19 protein-coding genes are annotated in these 18,316 nt (G+C 42.9%); 13 read left to right on the forward strand and 6 right to left on the reverse strand.

The window, feature by feature from the left end; translation table 11 throughout:
- Positions 1-230: 230 nt before the first annotated feature.
- From B4033_RS12710 to B4033_RS12725, 4 genes are all read left to right on the forward strand, one after another.
- The gene (locus tag B4033_RS12710) at positions 231-647 is read left to right on the forward strand and encodes a DUF2946 domain-containing protein (protein ID WP_286834506.1); all 417 of its coding nucleotides are present in this window, start codon (positions 231-233) and stop codon (positions 645-647) included.
- Between the two features lie 267 nt (positions 648-914).
- Positions 915-2,354 (forward strand): cytochrome ubiquinol oxidase subunit I, encoded by a 1,440-nt coding sequence (locus B4033_RS12715; RefSeq protein ID WP_286834509.1) that lies wholly within the window; start codon positions 915-917, stop codon positions 2,352-2,354.
- Positions 2,351-3,355, forward strand: coding sequence for a cytochrome d ubiquinol oxidase subunit II (gene cydB, locus B4033_RS12720; RefSeq protein WP_004811002.1), 1,005 nt, complete (start codon positions 2,351-2,353; stop codon positions 3,353-3,355). The genes B4033_RS12715 and cydB overlap by 4 nt, the downstream gene beginning before the upstream one ends.
- An 18-nt stretch (positions 3,356-3,373) precedes the next feature.
- Positions 3,374-3,481, forward strand: coding sequence for a hypothetical protein (locus B4033_RS12725; RefSeq protein WP_017401650.1), 108 nt, complete (start codon positions 3,374-3,376; stop codon positions 3,479-3,481).
- Positions 3,482-3,670: 189 nt separating this feature from the next.
- Here B4033_RS12725 and B4033_RS12730 read toward each other — a convergent pair whose 3' ends face one another.
- Complete coding sequence (locus tag B4033_RS12730) at positions 3,671-3,865, reverse strand: hypothetical protein (RefSeq protein WP_004810999.1); 195 nt, start codon at positions 3,863-3,865, stop codon at positions 3,671-3,673.
- 412 nt (positions 3,866-4,277) lie between these two features.
- On the opposite strand from B4033_RS12730, the gene sbmA reads away from it, so the two are divergent.
- The 3 genes from sbmA (at position 4,278) to B4033_RS12745 (ending at position 7,784) form a co-directional block, all read left to right on the forward strand.
- Positions 4,278-5,471 carry a peptide antibiotic transporter SbmA gene (gene sbmA, locus B4033_RS12735; protein WP_004810997.1) on the forward strand — a complete coding sequence of 398 codons (1,194 nt, stop codon included), beginning with the start codon at positions 4,278-4,280 and terminating at the stop codon, positions 5,469-5,471.
- A gap of 611 nt (positions 5,472-6,082) precedes the next feature.
- A complete protein-coding gene (locus B4033_RS12740; protein ID WP_286834512.1) occupies positions 6,083-7,069 on the forward strand; it encodes a hypothetical protein in 987 nt (328 codons plus the stop codon).
- 193 nt (positions 7,070-7,262) lie between these two features.
- Positions 7,263-7,784 (forward strand): hypothetical protein, encoded by a 522-nt coding sequence (locus tag B4033_RS12745; RefSeq protein WP_004893368.1) that lies wholly within the window; start codon positions 7,263-7,265, stop codon positions 7,782-7,784.
- 61 nt (positions 7,785-7,845) lie between these two features.
- On the opposite strand, the gene B4033_RS12750 is transcribed toward B4033_RS12745, so the two are convergent.
- Positions 7,846-9,489, reverse strand: a complete 1,644-nt coding sequence (locus B4033_RS12750; protein WP_286834513.1) for an SLC13 family permease — start codon at positions 9,487-9,489, stop codon at positions 7,846-7,848.
- Between the two features lie 355 nt (positions 9,490-9,844).
- Between B4033_RS12750 and B4033_RS12755 the strand changes: the two genes are divergently transcribed.
- A complete protein-coding gene (locus B4033_RS12755) occupies positions 9,845-10,819 on the forward strand; it encodes a hypothetical protein (protein WP_286834514.1) in 975 nt (324 codons plus the stop codon).
- Between the two features lie 94 nt (positions 10,820-10,913).
- On the opposite strand, the gene B4033_RS12760 is transcribed toward B4033_RS12755, so the two are convergent.
- The 4 genes from B4033_RS12760 to gatC form a co-directional block, all read right to left on the reverse strand.
- The gene (locus B4033_RS12760) at positions 10,914-11,555 is read right to left on the reverse strand and encodes a hypothetical protein (protein WP_286834516.1); all 642 of its coding nucleotides are present in this window, start codon (positions 11,553-11,555) and stop codon (positions 10,914-10,916) included.
- Between the two features lie 84 nt (positions 11,556-11,639).
- Positions 11,640-13,115, reverse strand: coding sequence for an Asp-tRNA(Asn)/Glu-tRNA(Gln) amidotransferase subunit GatB (gatB, locus tag B4033_RS12765; RefSeq protein WP_286834517.1), 1,476 nt, complete (start codon positions 13,113-13,115; stop codon positions 11,640-11,642).
- Positions 13,115-14,593 carry an Asp-tRNA(Asn)/Glu-tRNA(Gln) amidotransferase subunit GatA gene (gene gatA, locus B4033_RS12770; RefSeq protein ID WP_286834520.1) on the reverse strand — a complete coding sequence of 493 codons (1,479 nt, stop codon included), beginning with the start codon at positions 14,591-14,593 and terminating at the stop codon, positions 13,115-13,117. The genes gatB and gatA overlap by 1 nt, the downstream gene beginning before the upstream one ends.
- 52 nt (positions 14,594-14,645) lie before the next feature.
- Positions 14,646-14,960 carry an Asp-tRNA(Asn)/Glu-tRNA(Gln) amidotransferase subunit GatC gene (gene gatC, locus B4033_RS12775; protein ID WP_005221175.1) on the reverse strand — a complete coding sequence of 105 codons (315 nt, stop codon included), beginning with the start codon at positions 14,958-14,960 and terminating at the stop codon, positions 14,646-14,648.
- Positions 14,961-15,093: 133 nt separating this feature from the next.
- Here gatC and B4033_RS12780 point away from each other — a divergent pair, with 133 nt between their 5' ends.
- The 5 genes from B4033_RS12780 to B4033_RS12800 form a co-directional block, all read left to right on the forward strand.
- A complete protein-coding gene (locus tag B4033_RS12780; RefSeq protein WP_004893381.1) occupies positions 15,094-16,140 on the forward strand; it encodes a rod shape-determining protein in 1,047 nt (348 codons plus the stop codon).
- 16 nt (positions 16,141-16,156) lie between these two features.
- Complete coding sequence (mreC, locus tag B4033_RS12785) at positions 16,157-17,014, forward strand: rod shape-determining protein MreC (protein ID WP_071319928.1); 858 nt, start codon at positions 16,157-16,159, stop codon at positions 17,012-17,014.
- Positions 17,001-17,492 carry a rod shape-determining protein MreD gene (gene mreD / locus B4033_RS12790; RefSeq protein ID WP_048881382.1) on the forward strand — a complete coding sequence of 164 codons (492 nt, stop codon included), beginning with the start codon at positions 17,001-17,003 and terminating at the stop codon, positions 17,490-17,492. Before mreC ends, mreD begins: the two co-directional genes overlap by 14 nt.
- The gene (locus B4033_RS12795) at positions 17,480-18,046 is read left to right on the forward strand and encodes a Maf-like protein (RefSeq protein ID WP_286834531.1); all 567 of its coding nucleotides are present in this window, start codon (positions 17,480-17,482) and stop codon (positions 18,044-18,046) included. Before mreD ends, B4033_RS12795 begins: the two co-directional genes overlap by 13 nt.
- Before the next feature lie 40 nt (positions 18,047-18,086).
- The coding region (locus B4033_RS12800; RefSeq protein ID WP_286834524.1) for a S1 RNA-binding domain-containing protein at positions 18,087-18,316 on the forward strand (230 nt) is incomplete at its 3' end.

Here is an 18,316-nt window from a genome sequence, read left to right on the forward strand (position 1 = left end):
CATTCCTGTTCAAAGTATGCGGTTGTACTTTTCCTGAAATGAATAAGCTCTGGAACATGAAAATTAATTTCTTATATTCAAAAATTTATAAAAATTAAGAATGAAAATAAGGCTTTCATAATAAATATATATATTATAAGGTTGTAATATTAAAGTTGAGTATAATGCTTGGATTTTGATCTAAGCTCAGCCTCAATATTTCTTCACTTCGGTCAATTCGAGAGAATGTTTTGCTGAAACGTAGTGGGTTACTGTTGGCATGTGCAACGCTGCTATTACAGTTTGCTGTATATTTACAGCCGCTATTACCGGAGCAATACCATATTGCCCCGGTCTGTCTCTCTATTACACATAATCTTCTCTCACCGAAGCAGCATCAGCATGTACACGCAAGCTATCATGCGTTGATTGACCATCTAGGGGCCGAATCTGGCCATCATCATGACCATAATGAACATAACCATCAATGCCAGTACTGTACCGTATATGGTGACATTGTGCTGCCGTTTAATTTTGGTATTGATGAGGTCATTGATTGGATTCAGGTCAAGCTGACTTTCTATAAATCGGCTTACCGACATGTCTATTTTTCCCTGCAACGGCTGTATTTACTACCGCAAGGCAGGGCACCTCCTGTCACGCTTTAATACGCCAAGTCCGGTAAGGCACGACCTTGCCGCTATCTAAAACGTTTTAAAGAGTGAAATAACATGAACATCACAAATTTCGCATGGCTGACCCATGGCGGAGCAAAGCCACTCAGCCTGGAAAAAGGGCAGGATGCAGATATTAAAGTCCTACAGATTTGCAACATTATGAAAATCGTATACGGCCTAAACTACAAAATAATGAAGCCATTTCAGCTGTTTAAGCTGAATTTCTCTCACCAACAATTTCTACAATAAGGTGATGACATGGATTTAGGTTTAACTGCGCTGGAACTGGCACGTATCCAATTTGCCTTTACTGTCTCCTTTCATATTATTTTCCCTGCGATTTCCATCGGTTTGGCCAGCTTTCTGGCCGTTCTGGAATGGCGCTGGCTCAAAACCCAAGATCCAGTTTACCGGGATCTGTTTAAATTCTGGATCAAAATTTTTGCATTAGCCTTCGGTATGGGGGTGGTCTCTGGTGTGGTCATGAGTTATCAGTTCGGCACCAACTGGAGTGAATTTTCCAGAGTGGCTGGAAGTGTCACTGGACCACTGCTGGCTTATGAAGTCTTGACAGCTTTTTTCCTGGAAGCCGGTTTCCTCGGTATCATGCTCTTTGGCTGGGATCGGGTCGGTCCGAAAACCCATTTTTTTGCTACGGTAATGGTTGCCCTGGGTACCTGTATTTCCATGTTCTGGATCCTGTCCTCTAATAGCTGGATGCAGACCCCGCAGGGTTTTATTATTGAAAATGGCATCATCATGCCACAGGACTGGTTTGCTATCGTGTTTAACCCGTCTTTTCCGTATCGTCTATTGCATATGGGGATTGCTGCCTTTCTGGTTTCGGCACTGCTGGTAGCGGCTACAGCTGCTTGGCATCTACTTAAAGGGCGCCGCGATGCATTGGTCAAAAAGTCTTTTTCCATGGCGATGTGGATGATTCTGGTGCTGGCACCCCTACAGGTAATTGTGGGAGATTTTCATGGTTTAAATACCCGTGAATATCAGCCAGCCAAGATTGCTGCGATTGAAGGACACTGGGAAACTAACCGTGGTGAAGGCATGCCGCTTTATCTGTTTGGTATTCCGGATATGGAAGCCGAAGAAACCAAATATGCTATCGGCATACCAAACTTGGGCAGCCTGATTCTGACCCATAGTATGGACGGTGAAGTGCAGGGTCTAAAAGATTTTGCGCCTGAAGACCGCCCAAACTCGCTGGTGGTGTTCTGGAGCTTCCGCATCATGGTCGGTCTAGGGATGCTGATGCTTTTGATGGCGCTGGCAGGTCTGATCCTGCGTAAAACGGGTCGTTTCTATGAAGCCCGCTGGTTGCACCGGTTCGCCTTTTTCATGGGGCCTTCCGGATTTATTGCTTTATTGGCAGGCTGGTTTACTACGGAAGTGGGCCGTCAGCCATGGGTGGTCTATGGGGTCATGCGCACTCGTGATGCACTCTCACCTGTATCAGCTGAACAGGTCGGACTTACTCTGATTATCTTTGTAGTGGTCTATTGTGTCGTATTTGGTGTCGGCATCTATTACATGCTGAAAATGATGCATAAGGGACCAGAATTTATCCATGCCCATCCGCATACTGAGGGTGAAGTCATCCGTGCGTCTAAACGTCCAATGAGTACCTTTGAGCAAAATGAAGAGGATGACCGTGCTCAACGTGATCAGGAGAATAACAAATGATTGACCTGTCATTGATCTGGATTGCGATCATCGCGCTCGGTGTACTGATGTATGTGGTACTGGATGGCTTTGACCTAGGTATAGGCATTCTGTTTCCCTTCTTTAAGGATCAGCATGAACGCGATGTGATGATGAATACCGTGGCACCGGTTTGGGATGGCAATGAAACTTGGATGGTACTCGGTGGAGCAGGTCTGTTTGCAGCCTTTCCACTGGTCTATTCAACCGTGCTGTCCGCGCTATATATGCCGATTATCCTGATGGTCATCTCACTGATTTTCCGAGGAGTTGCCTTTGAATTTCGCTTTAAGGCACATCGTGGCAGGCATTGGTGGGATATCGCTTTTATTGGTGGTTCGCTTCTGACCTCTTTCTTGCAAGGCGTAATTCTTGGCGCTTACATTCAGGGCATTAAAACCACGAATGGCATTTATAGCGGTGGTGGACTGGACTGGTTGACTCCATTTTCGCTGTTTACCGGAGTAGGTGTGGTAATCCTGTATGCAACCCTAGGTTGTGGCTGGCTGATCTTTAAAACCGACCACGAGTTACAGGACAAAATGTTCCAGTTGATGCCAAAACTTATCATTGTGTTATTACTGGTCTTTGGAGCAGTTAGTCTGTATACGCCACTGGCACATCAACAGATTGCCGAGCGCTGGTTTAGTCAACCACAGATTTTCTATTTTAGTCCGGTGCCGATACTGGTTGTATTATTTACCTTTATGGCGCTGCGTGCCTGTAAACGCCGTCAGGAATTTGCACCATTCATCTATACCTTGGCGCTGGTGATCCTGGCTTATACCGGTTTTCTCATTAGCCTTTGGCCTTATATCATTCCGCCAAGTGTTACTCTTTGGGAAGCCGCCGCACCGCAAAGCAGTCAGCTGTTTTCCTTGATTGGTGCATTGATCCTCATCCCAATTATCCTGTTTTATACCGGTCTGTCTTATTGGGTGTTCCGGGATAAGGTACGGGTAGGTGATGATGGCTATCATTAGGCTAGTGGAGGAAACAGGATGAAACTGAATCGGGCAGGTTGGTTTATTGTGTTATGGCTTGCAGGCTTTGTCACAATGGCTCTCATTGCAGGCTTTTTCCGCTTCCTGCTAAAGCTGGCATATTGATTGTGTAGTAAGTCTCAAGATTCTACATTTTTCTTAAGACAATAAAAAACCTCCCGATGTGATGGGAGGTTTTTTATCTGTTTTCAGCTTTAGGATTAAAATAATAATACTGTCAGGCAGGTGTTGATCTGTATTCAGGAGAAGAAGTAAAACATACAACAACCCAGACCAAACTTTGAATTAGCAGAATTACAATTCTCTCCAGATTGTATTTTCATCTTTTAGTGCAACAGTAAAGTTAAACTGGTTGTCTGTAGTGACCAATAGACTGGTTGGTGTTTGCATAACTACTTTCAGCACTGTACCTTCTTCATAAATAATTGGCGTGCAGTTTTCTTTTTCCAAGGTGATTGGCTTCAGTAGTTCAATTACAGAGCTTTCCATGAGTTAACTTCCCGCGGTTATTATGTTTACTATTCATTCAAGGATAGCATAATTTTTCTTTGTTATTTAATAGTTTTTGCAAAATGAGAAATTGGAATGATCCCTTTCAATAGTGCATATCGCTGTAGTGTAGGATGAGAAATAACCATATATCGTATCTGTTCTGTACAGGCTTGTTAACTGATGTTAAAACCAACAAAGGATGGATCACAGGATTCGTCACATAAGTATTTAGTTCACTACATACATAATGATTCATGCTTATAAATAGATTGATAAAAATAAGCAGTTTTCAGGCAGATATTTTTTTGATCAGGTTGAAAAACCTGTTATGAACTGTTTTACACTGCTGCAGATTTCATCATGATTGATTGACCTGAGGTCTACTAAAAATAAGGAGCATGCAAAGGACATGTTTAAGTCTTTCTTTCCAAAACCCGTCTGGTTTTTTCTCAGCGTGGTGGTGTGGTTCTTTATCAACCTCGCGATCTGGCATAGTGGAGGTTCAAGCTGGGGCAGTTATGTGGGTTTTAGCGAAGGCTACCATGAAGCGACGATGGCGATTGATATCAGCCGTTTCTGGTCACAGAAATTCCTGTGGTTCTATCTCTGGTTCCTGACTGCAACTGCGCTTTTTGCAGGATTCTGGTATGTGGTAGCGCGTCATCCCTGGCAGCGCTGGTCGGTGTGGGGTTCGGCCTTTATCCTGTTCAATATCTGGTTTGGGGTTCAGGTTAATGTTGTGCTGAATGAATGGTACAGTCCGTTCTATGATCAGATCCAGAAGATGCTGACCAGTGGTGGTGGGGACGTAACTTTACTCTATCAGGGCGCATTGGTCTTTATCTATATCGCGATGATCTATGTCACCCTGGCAGTATTTAACATGTTCTTTGTCAGTCATTATGTGTTCCGCTGGCGGACAGCAATGAATGATTATTATACGGCTTACTGGGAAAAGCTGCGGCATATTGAGGGGGCTTCACAGCGTATTCAGGAAGATACCATGCGCTTTGCTCGCAGTACTGAAGAACTTGGCGTTTCCTTTATTGAATCCTTTATGTTGCTGATGGCTTTTTTGCCAGTTCTGTACAAGCTTTCAAGTCACGTCAAGACCTTACCCATTGTGGGTGAGATTAGTCACGCGCTAGTTTGGGCATCCTTGGGCTGGGCGGTCTTTGGTACAGTGGTATTAATGGTCGTTGGTATGAAACTGCCAGGACTAGAATTTAATAACCAGAAAGTCGAAGCGGCTTACCGTAAAGAACTGGTGTATGGGGAAGATCATGCCGAACGAGCCCAGCCACTGACACTAAAAGAGCTGTTTAGCCGGGTGCGCTGGAATTATTTCCGCCTGTATTTCCACTATGCCTATTTCAATATGGTACGGATCTGGTATTTGCAGCTCGACAATATCTATGGCCTGTTTGTGCTATTTCCGAGTATTGCAGCGGGAGCAATTACTTTGGGTCTGATGATGCAGATCCTGAATGTGTTTAATAAGGTCCGTGAATCGTTCCAGTACCTGATTTTGTCATGGCCAAAGATTATCGAGTTAATGTCGATCTACAAGCGTCTGAAAGCGTTTGAATCTCATATTCATTAAAAAAATAGTGGTTGGTATTTTAAAAAGACCGGCCTTATGGCGGGTCTTTTTTATATCAGCTCAGGATTGGTCGGAGTATCCGATGAACGGTCAATTATAGGCAAAATATTTGTAAAACCTCCCAATTTGGGGATATTCAGTGAATATTCGCTTGACTAGAATCCTAAGGGCCAAACGTGTTTGGTACTTAATTTTCAACCCCTCTGACGTATAAAAATAATAAATGTACGTTGATGAAAATTAAGTATTTTAATGCTCATAAACTGAATGCGGATGGTGGAGAGTGGTTTGCTATACAAGTATAAAAGCTCGATCCAGCCTGCCAGATGAGTGACCAAAGAAGTACGTACTTCCTTCTTTGGTCTTTTTTCTTGAGCAGGTTTTATCTCAAAAATAATACTGCACCACATGAAAGTTAATGCAAATAATTTCAAAAATAACCATTAAAATGTCTCATAGTTATCATTTTTGATATTTTTAAATTTGAAAATAATTCTATTAATCAGATGCTTGTATTTGTTGTTTGCACAGTTTTGCATTATTTTATGTGAATGCTTTGGGTTGAGATATCTACGGTGAAACTGAAAGTATTTTTATTGATAACAATAACAATGAGCTTGGCAGCATGTAATAGCATGCAAGGCGCAAAGAAAAATATATTACATCCGTTTCACAGTCCCCAGGAACTGATTGTGAAACGGGGCATTAATCAGCCAGATGGCAAGGCGAAAGACTATGTCTATCTATGGGATCAACAACAGCGCCATAATACCACTCAGGCCATGTATCCACGTTCCGTCATGACGCAATATTGCCATGAACAGGGGGGTAAGTTATCCCTGCTATATAAGAGCAAATTTGGTCTGGTGAATGATCCTGCCCAGCGTACACGTCTCGCTGCAAATCGAGGTGTTGTACAGGGAATAGGTGCCTATAAATGTACGATGGGTGATCTTGCGGAAAGCTGGATTGTGTCGATTGAACCTGTTGCGGAACGTCAGGCAGAAAATAATAGCAAGACCCGTAACGTGCGGTTGCTGACCCGACTGATGAAAACAGCTGAAGCACATAATTTTTATCAGGCAACTGCGAGCACTGCAAAGACAGCCAAGAAACATGTCAATGTGGTGAAGGCAACGGCTACTACCAAAACGTCTGTAGCAGCAAAACCAACGGCAGAACAGAAAGACCATGATCGTAAAGAGCTTGAGCGCAAAGAACTGGCCAAAGCCGAAGTCGAGAAAAAAGAGCCTAAGCCGGTGACAGTTGCCGCTCCACGTGCGAGTGTGAACGAAACCCCACAACAGCAGCAAATGAAGTTGTATGTGACTGCCCGGCGTGACATTAATAATGGTAGAAATTTGAATAATGCCTGTAATAATGCCCAGCGTGCTTATAACTATGGCAAGCAGCAAGGCACAGAAGGAACGCGGGTTTATACTGAATCCGGTATGTTGGTGGCGCGTTGTCTGACCAGTATTTCGACGTATAGCAGCCGGTTTCCAAATGCCAAAGGACAGGCTCAACGCGTCCTGAACGGACTGGCATCGCAATATAATCATGCGGGTGCCAAGAATATGTTGAAACAGCTCAATTAAAAGAATCTGACTTTAATCGATAAGAATGCCACGCTTTAGAAACGTGGCATTTTTATTTTGAAACTGGGTGAATGCCTAGCGTAATCAACGCGTCAAGTACTTGGCTAAACATCAGATTGATTTTGCAATGCAATAACAGATGAACTGTTATGCTTTGTGGTACAAAGGGCAAACTGTTCATCGGAGTTTGCTTATGTCTCGCCATGTTTCCCCTGTAAGCCACAGATTTTCCCAAATCGTTCGTTCTGCGCTGATGGCAACTGCCTTGTTGGGAGTAGTGCAAATAGCAAATGCAGGCCCAACGGTCGATCAACTCAGTAATTGTCTGGAGAGGTCTACTACAACTGCCGATAAAACCACGGTGATGCAATGGACCTTTGTAGCTTTGTCTGCACATCCGGACTTAAAAGCCTATAGCAATGTATCAGCCCAGCAGAAGGAAAGTCTGGATAAAAATCTGGCTTCAGTATTACAGCGTATTTTAGTTGAGCAATGTTCGGCACAGACCAAAGCGGTAATTCAGGCAGAAGGTCTGGAGGCTGTGGGGAATAGTTTTCAGGGACTCGGACGTAGTACGGGTGAGGAAATTTTAAAGAATCCTGAAATCAACAATCAGCTTAAAGGTATATTGCGTTATGTAGATCTGAATAAGCTGGTAACCACGTTTTTAACGCCAGATATTTGGAATAAGTTGGGTTCGATCAGAAGCAAATAATATGAAATAAAAAAATCCTCCGATACTGGAGGATTTTTTATGAGGTACTAAATATAAGTATTTATTTCCATGCTTCTGGGAAGCTGAATAAATTCAATTCAAAAGCAAGCGGGAAAATAAAATAGACTGAAGCTACGATTAAAAGGGTAGCGAGAATGGTGACTAATGTCCCTTGCATAAGCATATCCCGAATGCTCACTTTACCTGTGGCAAAGATAACGGCTTGAGATGGTGTGCCAATGGGTAACATAAAGGCAAAGCCAGCACCCAGTGCAGCAGCTGTCATTAAAGGTAAGGGATGTACATCTAGGGCTAGAGCCAAAGTAGCGGCAATCGGCACAAAAATTGTCGTTACAGCAGTATTTGGCGAGACTTGAGTAATACTAATCGTTAATGCTGTTGTTAATAATAATGCAATTAAATATGGCATATTTTTTAATAGCAGTAACTGCTGACCAATCCATTGTGAAAGATCTGTATTGCTAAAACCGGCAGCCAAGGCAAGGCCACCCCCGACCAGTAATAAAACATCCCAAGGCATTTCATTAAGCGAATCTGCATTTAAAAGGCGTTTCCCATCCGTTGCAGGTATTGCATAAAGTGCCATAGCAGCTGTAATAGCAATCATGGTATCGGAAATGCCTGGAATAATATCTTTCCAGATAAATGTACGAGTGAGCCACATAAATGCAGTTACTGCAAATACGATTGCGACCGCTTTTTCTTCATAGGACATTTTGCCTAAGCGGGTTTTTTCTGACTGAATAAATGCTTTACCTTCAGTAATTTTCTTTGCTTTCATTGGATAGGCAATTTTGGTCAACCAGAAGGTCGTGAATATGGCTAGAATTAAGCAAAGGGGAAAAGCAAAAATGAACCATTGTGCAAATCCAATTTCATAGCCATAAATTTCTTTGACCAATCCTGCCAGAATCAAGTTGGGTGGGGTACCAATCAGGGTTGCACTGCCACCGATAATGCCACCAAATCCAATTGCAAAAACAATCGCTTTAGTAAATTTGACCTCATCATCCGGATCGTGACTTGCTTCTTGTTTAAGTAAAGAAATGATTTTATAGACAATTGCCATTCCGATCGGTAATAGCATCATGACCGTTGCTACGTTTGAAATCCACATGGACAAAAACGCTGTTGCAAACATGAATCCATATATCAGACCATTTACGGTGGACCCGGAAAAACTAATAATGCCTAATGAAATGCGTTCGTGTAGATTCCATTTTTCAATTGCAATCGCGATTGCAAAGCCACCTAAGAATAAGAAAATATTCGGATCAGTATAACTGGATGTGACTTTGGCGATGGTCAAAGTCCCCATCATTGGCATCACGACAATAGGCAGCAAAGAGGTAATGCCTAAAGGTAAAACTTCTAAAATCCACCAGATGGACAACCATGCGGTGAGTGCTAAAACACCTTGACCTTCTGAAGATAAGCCTTCAAAGCTCATGCCAAAGTATAGCCATGCAAATACCAATGGACCGAGGAATAATCCGAGCCATTGGGTTTTATTGTAAGAACCTTTGAATCCCTTCTGTTGTTTAGTATTAGACTGAATGTTGTCAGATGAATCTGAGTTCGCTTGAATCTGTTGAGACAAAATAAAGTGAGGGTTTAAACGTTTGAATAGGTCCTTAGTTTTATGATGTCTAGACCAGACTGTATTCCAAAGTTGGTTGATCATTGATTTTTCTCCTTGTATCTGGATTCTGAGTGACAGATAGGTGAATAATCAAAGATCAAAGGGGTATACCTTTATGATGTGAAAGGTATAAAGAAGATTTCACCTCTCCCTTGCGCAGCAGCGCTGCTCATCACTTGCGTTTGTTTTTAAAGACCTCTCCCTAACCCTCTCCTAAAAGGAGAGGGAACTTTTAATACTGAATTTATGGTGTAATTGAATTAGTAATGATTTCTCCCTCTTCCTAAGGGAGAGGGCTGGGGTGAGGGAATCCGAATCTATGAGTAAAAAATATTTTTGTGACTATGTAATTTTTTGATGTTTAATACTATCCATTATTTTCAAAGATAAATTTTTCATGGATAGAAAGCTTTTAATTTTTGGTAATGGTTTAGGAATGGCAATTGATGCAAATCATTACTCGTTAACAAATGCATTAAATACCGTTTGGAGTGATAATACATTATGGAATGACACAGTACATCGTGATCTTATCCAAAATTGTATTCCTTCGGGTCAGTGTCCAGTGTCTGAGCAAGAATTAGATAAATTATATCTAGTGTCGACATCTTGTGATTATCTAAATGATTATCCTAATACTGTAAATGGTGATCATTGGCTTTCAAATTATGGACAGGAATTTACAGAGGCGACTCAGGAATATATTCATACAGTAGCATCACATTTATTTGATTCTGCCAACACATTGCCAGTAGCATTTAAGACAGCTCTGATTGATTTTATTAGCACTACAAAATCCCATGTAGCTACTCTTAATTACGATAAATTAATTTATCAGGAATTTATTCAGGCAGGTATTTGTAGGGGCTTCAATGGGGATTTAGTTGATGGTTTTACGGATGGAAGTGGTTTTGATAGTTCCAATTTAGTTCGCTTGTATGGTCGTCGTTTTGGATATTATATGCACTTACATGGTTGTCCATTATTTGAAGATATTGGTAATGTAACTCGAAAACGTAGTATCCATCAAATTTCTTCAATTAATACATTCCCGAGTAAACATATTGTGTTAACTCATATTCCTCATAAACCAAGTGTTATTGCAGCTTCTGAAGTCTTAGCAACATATTGGAGATATTTAATTTTTTCTATTCATGAGGCTGAAGAAATTATTTTATTTGGATATTCAGGTTTAGATACACATTTGAATCAGCTTCTTAAGTTACATGCTAGTACTAAAACTAAACGAGTTATCGAATGGGATGGTGATGGACAAACACCACAACAGCGTCAGCAATTTTGGGATGGTGAGCTTGGTGCTAATGTCACGTTACAGAGAATGCCTGATATTACTCAATTTACATCATGGTAATAAAAAACTCGCTCTAAAGCGGGTTTTCTTTTAAAGAAAGATTAGATCAACCCATCAATTTTTCATCAATTCATTTGCCTGTGCAGGGTTGGCTTTATGAGGCTAAATCTATAGACGATTCAGTTACCAGTTCTGTTTTGTATTGTTCATTGTCAATAACAGCATTTATTGCTTTTAAAAACTTATCAGCTTCTTCTAAATTTAGAGTTTTGTCTAAAAGTTGAATAATTAAAATTATTGTAAATAGTGCACCGAAGTTCCTTACAATAATATGTAAGCTAGCTCCAACGTCTGTGCCATATAAAACATAAATATAAAGAATTAAAGGAACAATTAAAAAGTAGTATAGATTTCTACGTCGTAATAATTTTTTAACCTTTGGTTTGAATTTTAAATTCACCTCATCAACATCGATATGCTTATGACCAAAGTGAAAAGTATCAATGATTTCCTGGAAGTCAGCTTTTCCATTTTCATGTAGTTCAATAAAGTAATTGGCTAAATTTGCATTGATATATGTCGAACGGGTAAGTGTATGTGCAGCTTTATCTCGAACTAAAAGAGAAATGCTTGAATCTTTGTTCTGATAGTAGTTTTCAAAATATTCTTTATAAAAATCTAGTTCATCCCGAAATTTCTTACGCTTTTGCTCACCAATTGCATGCAAAGTTTTCGGTATAGAAAAAATTGCGACAATTATCGCAATAATAGAGGCGATAGGGGTGATAAATTCCATTCTTATTATTCAAGTAATTCTGATTTTCTTAGTATATAAAAAAAACCCGCTCTAAAGCGGGTTTTTTGAAAAAAACAATTAGTCTTAACCAATTAACTGCTTCATCAATTCATTCACTTGAGCAGGGTTGGCTTTACCTTTCGCTGCTTTCATCACTTGACCAACAAGACCGTTAAAGGCTTTCTCTTTACCAGATTTATACTCTTCAACCATCTTCTCGTTGGCAGCAAGCACCTCCTTAATAATCGCTTCAATTGCGCCTGTATCAGTTTCCTGTTTTAAGCCTTTTTCCGTAATAATTTCGTCCGCAGATTTGCCTTCGTCCCACATAAAGCCGAATACTTGTTTCGCAATCTTACCGTTAATCGTATTATCCACAATACGTGCGATCATACCGCCAAGTTTTTCAGCAGATACAGGCGATTCAGCTAAGTCTAAGCCTGCTTTGTTTAAAGCACCTGAGAACTCACCCATTACCCAGTTTGCTGCAATCTTACCTTGCGCAGCGCCGCCAGCAGCAGCGACTACTTCTTCGTAAAATTCTGACATTTCACGAGTCAGGGTCAGTACGTGAGCATCGTATTCAGTTACACCGAAGTCAGCGACGAAACGCGCACGACGTGCAGCAGGAAGCTCAGGCATTTGAGCTTTGATTGCTTCGATTTGCGCATCTGGAATCACCACAGGCAACAAATCTGGATCAGGGAAGTAGCGATAATCGTTCGCTTCTTCTTTAGAACGCATTGAACGGGTTTCCATCTTCACAGGATCGAACAGACGCGTTTCCTGATCAATGGTGCCGTCCCATTCCAGAATTTCCATTTGACGTTCAATCTCAACATTGATCGCTTGCTCAATGAAACGGAATGAGTTCAGGTTTTTCAACTCACAACGTGTACCGAATGGTTGACCCGGACGGCGTAAAGACACGTTACAGTCCGCACGGAACGAACCTTCTGCCATGTTACCGTCAGAAATACCTAACCAGCGTACCAGTGTGTGAATCGCTTTAATGTAGGCAACTGCTTCTTCAACCGAACGCATATCCGGTTCAGATACGATTTCAAGAAGCGGCGTACCGGCACGGTTTAAATCGATACCCGACATGCCTTCAAACTGGTCATGAATCGATTTACCTGCATCTTCCTCAAGGTGTGCACGCGTCACACCAATACGTTTGGTTGTGCCATCTTCAAGCTGGATGTCGATATGACCCAAACCCACAATCGGGTTATCCATTTGGCTGATTTGGTAGCCTTTTGGAGAGTCTGGATAGAAGTAGTTTTTACGGGCAAATACAGAAGCCTGGTCGATGTACGCATCAATACCCAAACCAAAGCGAATCGCAAGATCAACCACTTCTTTGTTCAATACTGGCAATACGCCCGGCATCGCCAAATCTACAAGGCTGGCCTGAGTGTTAGGATCATTACCAAATTCAGTCGATGAACCTGAGAAGATTTTAGATTTGGTCGCAAGCTGAGTGTGAATCTCGATACCAATAACGACTTCCCAACCATCAATCAGGTTTGATTTAGGTTTAGCGTTGTTCTTCGCCATTATGCATTCTCCTCAGCAATTGCAGCGCGTTTTGTATGCCAATCTGTTGCCTGTTGATACTGGTGTACCACAGACAACAGTTGAGATTCTGACCAGTAGTTGCCAATTAGCTGTAAGCCAACAGGCAGATTATCATTGTCAAAACCAACAGGTGCATTAATCGCAGGAAGACCTGCAAGGTTCACTGCAAGCGTATAAATATCGCCCAAATACATTTCAACTGGAGTCAAATCCGCACCGATTTTATAGGCAGTCGTTGGCGCAGAAGGAGCGGCAATCACATCAACTGATTCGAATGCTTTCAAGAAGTCTTGTTGAATTAAACGACGTACTTTCTGTGCTTTTACATAATATGCATCGTAATAACCAGCAGACAGGGCATAGGTACCAATCAGGATACGACGCTGAACTTCAGCACCGAAACCTTCTGAACGAGAACGTTTATACAGGTCGAGAAGATCTTTAGGCTCTTCACAACGGTAGCCATAACGCACACCGTCATAACGAGACAAGTTAGAAGATGCTTCAGCAGGTGCGATCAGGTAATACGTTGGAACATAGGCTTCCGTCATGTTGAGATCAATCTCAACCAGCGTTGCGCCCACTTCTTCCAGTTTTTTTAAGGATTCTTCAACGCGTGCTTTTACATCAGCGGCAAGACCCTCAACATTGAAGTACTGTTTTGGAATACCAATACGTAGGCCTTTCACAGATGTGCCGTTCAGGTTTGCTACATAATCATCCACTTCTTTTTCCATTGAAGTAGAGTCTTTAGCATCGTGGCCTGCCATCACATTCATCAGGTAAGCACAGTCTTCCGCAGAACGTGCCATTGGACCACCTTGGTCCAGTGATGAAGCATAGGCAATCATACCGAAACGCGATACACGGCCATAAGTCGGTTTCAGACCAGTCAGACCACAGAAAGAGGCTGGCTGACGGATCGAACCACCAGTATCAGTACCGGTTGCAAATGGTGCCAGATCAGCCGCTACAACCGCAGCAGAACCGCCTGAAGAACCGCCCGGAACATGATCCAGTGCCCAAGGGTTTTTGGTTGCGCCAAAGTAAGAGGACTCGGAAGTTGAACCCATGGCGAATTCGTCCATGTTCACTTTACCAAGCGTCACCAGGCCCGCAGCTTTACCTTTCGCTACAACGGTCGCGTCGTAAGGAGAGATAAAATTGTCCAGCATTTTAGAACCAGCAGTTGTTTTAATGCCTTGGGTACAGAAAATATCTTTATGTGCAATTGGTACACCAGTCAGCACATTTGCGCTACCAGCACGACGCAGTGCGTCAGCAGCATCGGCTTGTGCCAGTGCTTGCTCAGCGGTCACAGTCACGTATGACTTCACTTGAGCATCCACTTTTTCGATGCGTTTTAAGTAATGTTCAGTCAATTCGCGTGATGAAAATTTAGCATTGGCCAAACCTTCGGTAAGTTCACGAATTGATAGGCGGTGTAAATCTGTCATGAGAAATAATTCTTTACGTTTAATTTAATAAAAAGATTGAACTGGATATTAATTACTCAATCACGCGTGGGACGAGATACAAACCGTCCTGTACAGCTGGCGCAACTGCCTGATATTCATCACGGTGATTACTTTCACTCACTACATCTTCACGTAATGGCTGAGGATGGTCGAAAGGGCTTTTTAATGGTTCAACACCGTCAGTATTGATACCTTTCAGCGTTTCCATCATGCCTAAAATTTTATTTAAACTTTGAGCATATTCAGCAGATTGCGTATCATTCAGAGATAATCGTGCAAGGTTCGCAATAGCTGAAACTGTTTCTGCATTTAAATCTGCAGAATGCTGTGCATCCGATGTAGACATAACATTACCTAATCAGTATTAAAAAAAAATCAAATTATCATGCGTTATGATAAGCGATTGACTTGTCCAAAGCATCACATTTAGTTAAAGTTGCCACCTTGCGTCCATATAAAGTTTAATTGAGAACGTCCCCGTGATTCTAAAACGACTAATAGGCTTGTTTTCGCCAGATCTAGCCATTGATTTAGGTACTGCAAATACACTTATTTATGCGCCAGGACGAGGCATTATATTAAATGAACCGACGGTTGTAGCAATCCGTCATAGTGGTTCACAGAAAATTGTTGCTGCCGTAGGTCTTGACGCGAAACAAATGCTTGGTCGTACCCCGGCAAATATTTCAGCAATCCGTCCGATGAAAGATGGCGTGATTGCAGACTTTGAAGTCACTGAAACCATGTTAAATCAGTTCATCGGCAAGGTTCACGAAAAACGTTTATTTCCGCCTGCACCACGTGTTGTGGTATGTGTCCCATGTAAATCTACTCTGGTTGAACGTCGTGCGATCCGTGAAGCCGTGTATAACGCTGGCGCGCGTGAAGTACGTTTGATTGAAGAACCGATGGCAGCTGCAATTGGCGCTGGCATGCCGGTAGAGCAGGCATGTGGTTCAATGGTTGTGGACGTGGGCGGTGGTACAACAGAAATCGCGATCATCTCGCTGCAGGGCTGTGTCTATGCAGACTCATTGCGTATTGGCGGTGATGTATTTGATGAACAGATCATTAACTACGTGCGTAAAGCACATGGTTGCGTGATCGGTGAAACGACTGCCGAAATTATTAAAAAAGAAGTCGGTATGGCGCTTCCGGATGAAGGTGCAAAACCACTGGAAATTGAAGTTCGTGGTCGTAATCTGGCTGAAGGTGTGCCGCGCGCAATTACGGTGACTTCTGATGAAGTGACTCAGGCAATTTCTGACCCATTGCAATATATCGTGTCTGCTGTGAAATCTGCACTGGAGCAAACCCCTCCTGAACTGTCTTCAGACATTGCTGAGCGCGGGATCGTATTGACGGGTGGTGGTGCATTACTACGTAACCTGGACAAGCTTCTTGCTAAAGAAACTGGTCTTCCTGTCGTGGTTGCAGAAGATCCGCTGTCATGTGTAACACGTGGTGGCGGTAAGGTTCTCGAATTCTTCGATAACCCAAATCATGACATGTTATTCGTAGGCTAAGAACAGGACACGGCGGGTGCAAACACATCTGTTTTCTCGACAACCGCCATCTTTTCGCTCATTCATCATTGCGTTGGTGACCTGTCTGGTGGTGCTTTTCTTTGATTGGCGCATGCCTCATCTGGTTCAACCTGCAAGGGATGTACTGAATGCGGCATATAATCCGATATATGCCGTGGCCAGCTATCCTGTATTGTCGCGAGAATGGCTGAATCAACAAACCAAGTCTGAAGCACAACTGCGTCGTGAAAATACTGCGATGCAGGCTGAGCTATTACAGGCGCAGGTACGCTTACAGAAAATTTCTGAACTGTCTGCTGAAAATACCCGTCTACGCGGGTTGCTGGACACGCCTTTAATTATTGATGGACGTATGGAAATTGCAGAAGTGATTGGTACTGATGCCGATCCGCTGCGTCATATCATCGTGATTAACCGGGGTTCTAACAGCCACCTACGGATAGGACAGACTGTGCTGGATGACAAGGGGATCATGGGACAGATCATTAGTGTCTATCCGCATAGTAGCCGTGTCATGCTGCTCTCAGATAAAGAACATTCACTTTCAGTACGTCTGGAACACACTGGCATGCGTGCCATCGTCTCGGGGACGGGTGATCTTGGGCGTCTGAAAATGGAATATGTACCGACCAGTGCCAACATCAAAGTCGGTGAAAAAGTTTATAGCTCAGGCTTGGGACAGCATTTCCCCGCAGGTTATCTGGTTGGCACCGTCTCTAAAGTACAACGTCATAATTCAGGTGAATTTGCCCAGATTGATGTGATTCCGGCAGCACAGCTGGCTGGTGGTCATCATGTGGTGGTACTGTTCTCTGATTCATTAGCGATGGAGCAGCCACATGTCGATCGCTAAAATGCAGTCCAGAACCCATCGGGATCCATTATTCCCGATTATTATTTCAGTAATTTTGGCCTCGGTTCTGGTGGTCTATCCTTTATCTTATTCGCTCTCTGGCTGGCGTCCGCAGTTTATGCTGATGGTGATGCTGTTCTGGGTGCTCTGCCAGCCGACCTGGTGTGGGATCTGGTTCGCGTTTAGTACCGGGATTTTGCTGGATCTGCTATTGGATGCACCTTTAGGTCTGAATGCGCTGAGTTTCATTATTATTGCCTTTATGGCGCGCTTCCTGACCCGTGAGCGCCGCATCCTGACTTTTAGCAATCTCTGGATTATTGCTACATTGGCACTCGTTGCCCATCTGATGCTGACCTTCTTTGCTCAAATCATTAGCGGCGTGCAGTTCTCGATTCCACGTCACTGGCTACCGATACTGACTAGCGTTATGGTATGGCCTGTTCTATATTATCTGCTCAGAAAATGGCGCATCTGATTCTGGCCTCCAGTTCACCTCGACGCCGTGAACTGCTGCAACAGTTGGGACTGGAGTTCGAGATTTACAGTCCTGATATTGATGAATCCGTATTGCCCAATGAGTCAGTTGCGGCTTATGTTGAGCGTTTGGCACGTGCCAAAGCGGATGCCGTGGCCGAGCGTTATCCAGATGCAATTATCATTGCTGCCGACACCAGTCTGGGTATCGATAACGAGATTCTGGGTAAGCCGGAATCCAAACAGCATGCTTTTGCAATGTGGGCTAAAATTTCAGGCCGTAAACATGATGTATTTAGCGGTGTCTGCGTACGCACTAAAAATGAAAAATACAGTATAGTGGTAAGAACACAGGTTGAATTTCAATCACTCACCACCCATGATATGGAAATTTATTGGGCGACTAGTGAACCGGTAGGCAAGGCAGGCGGTTATGCCATTCAAGGCATTGCAGCACGTTATATTCCCGCGATTCAGGGGAGCTATTCTAATGTAGTCGGTTTGCCCCTACATGAAACGGTACAGTTATTACAGACGGTTAAGGCACTAAATTAACTGCTGAAAAAAGAATTCTTATAATGTTTTGAGTGTTGTTATGTCTGACGAGTTGTTGATTAACTTCACACCGATGGAATGTCGTGTGGCGTTAATCGAAAACGGCACGGTGAACGAACTGTTCATCGAGCGTACCGCGAAGCGCGGTCTGGTGGGGAACGTATATAAAGGCAAAGTGGTCCGTGTCCTGCCAGGGATGCAGGCTGCTTTTGTCGATATTGGTCTGTCACGTACTGCTTTTTTGCATATCAATGATATGGTCTGGCCGCG

It is taken from the genome of Acinetobacter sp. UBA3132 (assembly GCF_002364825.1).
Classification (GTDB): Bacteria; Pseudomonadota; Gammaproteobacteria; order Pseudomonadales; family Moraxellaceae; genus Acinetobacter; species Acinetobacter schindleri.

Coding starts and splice junctions, on each gene's coding strand:
- B4033_RS12715 (WP_286834509.1), top strand. CDS start 915: ATGGATTTAGGTTTAACTGCGCTGGAACTGGCACGTATCCAATTTGCC.
- cydB (WP_004811002.1), top strand. CDS start 2,351: ATGATTGACCTGTCATTGATCTGGATTGCGATCATCGCGCTCGGTGTA.
- B4033_RS12725 (WP_017401650.1), top strand. CDS start 3,374: ATGAAACTGAATCGGGCAGGTTGGTTTATTGTGTTATGGCTTGCAGGC.
- B4033_RS12730 (WP_004810999.1), bottom strand. CDS start 3,865: ATGGAAAGCTCTGTAATTGAACTACTGAAGCCAATCACCTTGGAAAAA.
- sbmA (WP_004810997.1), top strand. CDS start 4,278: ATGTTTAAGTCTTTCTTTCCAAAACCCGTCTGGTTTTTTCTCAGCGTG.
- B4033_RS12740 (WP_286834512.1), top strand. CDS start 6,083: ATGAGCTTGGCAGCATGTAATAGCATGCAAGGCGCAAAGAAAAATATA.
- B4033_RS12745 (WP_004893368.1), top strand. CDS start 7,263: ATGTCTCGCCATGTTTCCCCTGTAAGCCACAGATTTTCCCAAATCGTT.
- B4033_RS12750 (WP_286834513.1), bottom strand. CDS start 9,489: ATGATCAACCAACTTTGGAATACAGTCTGGTCTAGACATCATAAAACT.
- B4033_RS12755 (WP_286834514.1), top strand. CDS start 9,845: ATGGATAGAAAGCTTTTAATTTTTGGTAATGGTTTAGGAATGGCAATT.
- B4033_RS12760 (WP_286834516.1), bottom strand. CDS start 11,555: ATGGAATTTATCACCCCTATCGCCTCTATTATTGCGATAATTGTCGCA.
- gatB (WP_286834517.1), bottom strand. CDS start 13,115: ATGGCGAAGAACAACGCTAAACCTAAATCAAACCTGATTGATGGTTGG.
- gatA (WP_286834520.1), bottom strand. CDS start 14,593: ATGACAGATTTACACCGCCTATCAATTCGTGAACTTACCGAAGGTTTG.
- gatC (WP_005221175.1), bottom strand. CDS start 14,960: ATGTCTACATCGGATGCACAGCATTCTGCAGATTTAAATGCAGAAACA.
- mreD (WP_048881382.1), top strand. CDS start 17,001: ATGTCGATCGCTAAAATGCAGTCCAGAACCCATCGGGATCCATTATTC.
- B4033_RS12795 (WP_286834531.1), top strand. CDS start 17,480: ATGGCGCATCTGATTCTGGCCTCCAGTTCACCTCGACGCCGTGAACTG.